Below are 5810 nucleotides of genomic sequence, written 5' to 3' on the forward strand. Positions count from 1 at the left end.
ACACCGGACTCCATCGCGGCCTTCGCCACAGCCAGCGGGATGGCGGCGATCAGGCGCGGGTCGAACGGCACCGGGATGATGTAGTTGGGGCCGAATTTCGGCCGGTTGCCCTGATAGGCGGCGGCGACGTCGTCGGGCACGTCGCGGCGCGCCAACTCGGCCAGCGCGCGCGCCGCTGCGATCTTCATCTCGTCGTTGATGGTGGTGGCGCGGACATCCAGCGCGCCGCGGAAAATGTAGGGGAAGCCGAGCACATTGTTGACCTGGTTCGGATAGTCCGAACGCCCCGTGGCCATGATGGCGTCGGTGCGGATCTCGGCCACTTCCTCGGGCGTAATCTCGGGATCGGGATTGGCCATGGCGAAGATGATCGGGTTCCTGGCCATCGACTGCACCATCTTGGTCGTCAGCGCGCCCTTGGCGGAAAGGCCGAGGAAGACGTCGGCGCCATCGAGAGCCTCGGCCAGCGAGCGCGCCTCGGTCTTGACGGCATGCGCCGATTTCCACTGGTTCATGCCTTCGGTGCGGCCCTGGAAGACGACGCCCTTGGTGTCGCACAGGATGATGTTTTCCGGCGAGAAACCCATCGCCTTCATCAGCTCGATACAAGCGATGCCGGCGGCACCGGCGCCGTTGCAGACCATCCTGGTGGTCTTCATGTCGCGGCCGGTGATCTCGAGCGCATTGATCAGGCCGGCGGCGGAGATGATGGCGGTGCCGTGCTGGTCGTCGTGGAAGACGGGTATGTCCATCAATTCGCGCAGCCGCTGCTCGATGATGAAGCATTCCGGTGCCTTGATGTCTTCCAGATTGATGCCGCCGAAGGAGGGACCGAGGAAGCGCACGCAGTTGATGAACTCGTCGGCATCCTCTGTGTCGACCTCGAGGTCGATGGAATCGACATCGGCGAACCGCTTGAACAGCACCGACTTGCCTTCCATCACCGGCTTGGAGGCAAGCGCGCCGAGGTTGCCGAGGCCGAGGATGGCGGTGCCGTTGGAGATGACGGCGACCATGTTGCCGCGCGTCGTGTAGTCGAAGGCGCGGCTCGGATCCTCGGCGATGGCGCGAACGGGAACGGCGACGCCCGGCGAATAGGCGAGGCTGAGATCGCGCTGCGTCGCCATCGGCTTGGTGGCGACGATCTCCAGCTTGCCCGGCCGTCCCATGGCGTGGAATTCGAGCGCCTCCTGCGCGCTGACAGAGGGACCGCTGCTTTCGGTTTTCCTGGCCATGGTCCTCTTGATTCCCTCACCAGTGCGGCACCCTTGAGCTGGACGCCATATTTTTTGTGAGCTTCCGGCTTAAGGCCACACGCCGTCGCTGTAAACCGCCAAGCGACGTGCAAACGCTGTTCCTGGGCCGGGCGCGATGCCGCCGTTCAGATCCCGCCCGACGAGGCGATAGCGGCAATCTCGCGCACATGCTCGCGCACAGGGGCCCATCGCGTCAGCCCCGCGGTGCCGGCGAACGGCCACTCGGCGAACGGCGGATCGCCGCTTCCCATGCGCCGCTTGAGCGCCGAGAGATAGGCCATCAGGTGCAGACGTTCGGCCCGCACCGTCTCCAGCGTGCGGCCGCGAATCTCCTCGCGCGGAATGGCGCGGTCGCGCAAGGTCTCGACGGCACGCCGGATGGCGGTCGGCTCGGGCTCGGCGATGATGCAGTAGTCCGGGTGGAAATACACGTCGCGGCCGCCGATGCTCGGCGTCGAGACGATCGGCAAGCCGGCCAGCAAGTACTCCATACTGGAGTACATTGCCCCCTCCACCGCCGACAGACAGAGCCCGACCGCGGCCTGGTTGTAAACATGGTTGACCTCGTCCGGCGAAAGTCGCCCGGCCAGATCGTCGACGAGCGGATTGGCGATCCGGTGCAGCGGCGACTGCGCCTGTAGGCGCCGAATGAAGGCGCGGTCGCCGGCCGGAGGCAATTCCCCGATCGAAGATGTCACATGGACCAGCCTCTCGATTTCAAACGCGAGGTAATGCCGCTTAGTGTGTGAGATACGGCCATTGTAGACGGCATCGTATTCGACCGACACGTCCGGCAGCGGTCGGAAGATGTCCTCCGAGATCATCAGATTGTGATTGGAGAAGATCGCATTGCCGCCTACGCTCGCAATCAAGCGGCGTTCCTCCTCGGTGTTGCAGAGGAAGATCAGCTCATGGTTGGGGCAGGCCCAGGCAAACCAGGCGAGGTCCCTGCCGATCTGATCGATGACGGCGGGCCTCTCCAGGGTCCAGTTCGGCATCAGCAGGAAAGTGGCGCGCCGCGATGCCAGGCGACGGGAAAGGGCGGCAAGCGCATAAAGCGGGCGGCGCCCGCCGACTGGCACGTAGAGGATCAGCGGATCGCGATTGAAGATGTGGACGGGGATGTCGATGCCGCCATCGAGATCGGATAACGGCCCGCGTGCAGGAAGAACGAAAGGAAACCTTGTCCGCAGCCATGCCTTTACCTTGGTTCTGGTGCGATTGGCGCGGTTGGTGGCAAGAAGCCGCACACGCCTGAGCGGCGAGCCGGCAGGACCGACCATCTCCTCGAACGTCTCGTGTCCGTCCTGCTTCATTGCCCCTATCCGCCTGTAATGCCGATCCCCGGGCGTGATCAGTATTCGCGATCGCGGCTTCAGGCAATGTGCTCATCCCGTGGCGGTTTCCCCCGCTTTTCAAGCCGCCGGCATTAAACCACGCGAGCTGTTCTGCTAGCGTGCCGGCATGGATATGCGCACCCCGACCGAACTCAACGCCCCCGAGGCGACCACGCCGATGCCCTTCGGCGGCGCCGTCACGCCGATGATGGAGCAGTATATCGAGATCAAGGCGGCGAACCCGAATTCGCTCCTGTTCTACCGCATGGGCGATTTCTACGAGCTGTTCTTCGACGACGCCGAGAAGGCAAGCCGGGCGCTCGGCATCGTGCTGACGCGGCGCGGCAAGCATCAGGGCCATGACATTCCGATGTGCGGCGTGCCGGTGCATGCGGCGGATGACTATCTGCAGAAGCTAATCGCGCAAGGCTTCCGCGTCGCCGTCTGCGAGCAGACCGAGGACCCGACGGAGGCCAAGAAGCGCGGCTCGAAATCGGTGGTGCGGCGCGACGTGGTGCGGCTGGTGACGCCCGGCACCATCACCGAGGACAAATTGCTGGCGCCGTCGGAATCGAGTTTCTTGATGGCGCTCGGACGCGTGAAGGGAGGCAGCAGCGATCATGCCTTCGCGCTGGCCTGGATCGAGATCTCGACCGGGGTCTTCCGCGTCGCCGAGACCACCGCCGACCGGCTGCTCGCCGACATCTTCCGCGTCGATCCGCGCGAGCTGATCGTCGCCGAGCCGGTGTTTTACGACCCCGAGCTGAAGCCACTGTTCGACGTCATCGGCCGCGTCGCCAGCCCGCAGCCGCCGTCGCTGTTCGATTCGGCCTCGGCCGCGGGACGCATCGCACGCTTCTTCGCGGTGGCGACGCCGGACAGTTTCGGGACGTTTTCGCGCGCCGAGCTGTCGGCCATCTCAGGCACTATTGCCTATGTCGAGAAGACGCAGAAGGCCGAGCGGCCGCCGCTGTCGCGACCGGAGCGCGAGGAGAGCGGCTCGACGCTGTTCATCGACCCGGCGACGCGCGCCAATCTGGAGCTCTTACGCACGCTGTCGGGTAGCCGCGACGGCTCGCTGTTCAAGGCGATCGACCGCACGGTGACCGGCAGCGGCGCGAGGCTCTTGGCCGACCGGCTGATGGCGCCGCTGACCGATCCGGCGGCGATCGGCGCCAGGCTCGATTCGGTGTCGTTCTTTCGTGCCGAAACCCGACTCTGCCAGGCGGCGCGGACGAGCCTGAAGAGCGTTGCCGACATGCCGCGGGCGCTGTCGCGACTCGCGCTCAACCGTGGCGGCCCGCGCGATCTCGGCGCGCTTCGCGCCGGCTTCGAGGCGGCGGACGCCATCGCACAGCTGTTCGCGGCGATCAGCCTGCCCGAGGAACTTGCGGCGGCGCTGGCATCGATCCAGGCTCTGCCGCGCGATCTGCGCGACCATCTCAGCCTGGCGCTGGATGAGGAATTGCCGCTGCTCAAGCGCGACGGCGGTTTCGTGCGCCGCGCCTACCATGCCGAGCTCGACGAGATGCGAGCGCTGCGCGACGAATCGCGCAAGGTGATCACCGGGCTGGAGCGCTCGCTGATCGAGGAGACTGGCATCCGCTCGCTGAAGATCCGGCACAACAATGTGCTCGGCTATTACATCGAGGTCACCGCCAACCACCATGCGGCAATGACCGGCAGCGACGAGAACAAGGCCCGCTTCATCCACCGGCAGACCATGGCCAACGCCATGCGCTTCACCACGACGGAGCTCGCCGAGCTGGAATCGAAGATCGCCAATGCCGCCGACCGGGCGTTGAGCATCGAGCTCGCCACTTTCGACCGGCTGATGGCGGAAGTCGTGGCCGAGGCGAACAGCATCCGCGCCGGCGCCGATGCGCTTGCGGTGCTCGACGTTTCGGCAGCCCTTGCGCTGCTTTCGGAAAGCGAGGCCTGGTGCAGGCCCGAGGTGGATTCCAGCCTCGCCTTCGAAATCGAAGGTGGCCGTCATCCGGTGGTCGAGCAGGCGCTGCGCCGCTCGGGCGAAGGCCCGTTCGTCGCCAACGACTGCGATCTTTCGCCGGAGGGCGGCGCCAAGGCCGGCGCGATCTGGCTTTTGACTGGTCCCAACATGGGCGGCAAGTCGACGTTCCTGCGGCAGAACGCGCTGATCGCCATCCTTGCCCAGACCGGCTCATTCGTGCCGGCGCAGAGCGCCCATATCGGCGTCGTCGACCGGCTGTTCTCGCGCGTCGGCGCATCCGACGACCTGGCACGCGGCCGCTCGACCTTCATGGTCGAGATGGTCGAGACGGCCGCGATCCTCAACCAGGCAGGCGAGCGGGCGCTGGTGATCCTCGATGAGATCGGCCGCGGCACAGCGACCTTCGACGGCCTATCGATCGCCTGGGCGGCGGTGGAGTATCTGCACGAGAAGAACCGGTGCCGAGCGATCTTCGCCACGCATTTCCACGAGATGACGGCGCTGGCCGGCAAGCTCCCCCGCCTCTCCAACGTCACCATGCGGGTCAAGGAATGGGAGGGCGAGGTTGTGTTCCTGCACGAAGTCGGCAAGGGCGCGGCGGACCGTTCCTACGGCGTACAGGTGGCGCGGCTCGCCGGCCTGCCGGAGGCCGTGGTGGCGCGGGCAAAAGAAGTGCTGCACCAACTCGAGGAAGGCGAGGTGTCGGGCAAGGCCAATCGCCTGGTCGACGACCTGCCGCTGTTTTCGGTGGCGGCGAAACGCGAAGCACCTAGGCCGGCAAAGAACGACGCGCTGAGCGACGCACTCGTCACGATCAATCCCGACGAGATGACGCCGCGCGAGGCGCTGGAGGCGCTCTACAGGCTGAAGGGGTTGGCTACAAAGCCCTGACGCGGCGCGGCTTCAAATCATCTCCAGCCCACGCTTGCGGGTGGGCGGCGGGAAGGCGCGGTCGAGCTCGGCGAAGTCCTCCGGTGTCAGCCTGATGTCGAGCGCGGCAACGTTCTGGCGGACATGCTCGGGCTTGCTCGCCTTCGGAATGGCGATGAGGCCTTCCTGGCCCATTACCCAGGCAAGGGCGATCTGCGCGGCCGTCGCGTTGTGGCGGGCGGCGATGGCTTCCAGCCGGCCATTGCGCGCCAGCGCGCCCTGCTCGACCGGCGAATAGGCCATCAGCGGAATGCCGCGCTCCCGGCTCCAGGGCGCGAGGTCGAATTCGGGGCCGCGACGCGCAAGATTGTAGAGCAC

Annotated in this window: 4 protein-coding genes; 1 reads left to right on the forward strand and 3 read right to left on the reverse strand. The window is 66.0% G+C overall.

All coding sequences use genetic code 11. From position 1 onward, the window contains the following. Together EN742_RS21560 and EN742_RS21565 are read right to left on the reverse strand one after the other, a co-directional pair. Positions 1-1235 (reverse strand): malic enzyme-like NAD(P)-binding protein (locus EN742_RS21560; protein ID WP_281034982.1); only part of this gene is annotated, 1235 nt, incomplete at its 3' end. Between the two features lie 146 nt (positions 1236-1381). Beyond that, positions 1382-2572, reverse strand: coding sequence for a glycosyltransferase (locus EN742_RS21565; RefSeq protein ID WP_126056805.1), 1191 nt, complete (start codon positions 2570-2572; stop codon positions 1382-1384). A 148-nt stretch (positions 2573-2720) separates the two neighbouring features. On the opposite strand from EN742_RS21565, the gene mutS reads away from it, so the two are divergent. Further along, positions 2721-5453 (forward strand): DNA mismatch repair protein MutS, encoded by a 2733-nt coding sequence (gene mutS / locus EN742_RS21570; RefSeq protein ID WP_128333251.1) that lies wholly within the window; start codon positions 2721-2723, stop codon positions 5451-5453. 12 nt (positions 5454-5465) lie between these two features. Here mutS and EN742_RS21575 read toward each other — a convergent pair. Further along, positions 5466-5810, reverse strand: a 345-nt coding sequence (locus EN742_RS21575; protein ID WP_148670185.1) for an aldo/keto reductase, incomplete at its 5' end; no start/stop codon positions are given.

The organism is Mesorhizobium sp. M4A.F.Ca.ET.020.02.1.1 (assembly GCF_004022645.1).
Classification (GTDB): Bacteria; Pseudomonadota; Alphaproteobacteria; order Rhizobiales; family Rhizobiaceae; genus Mesorhizobium.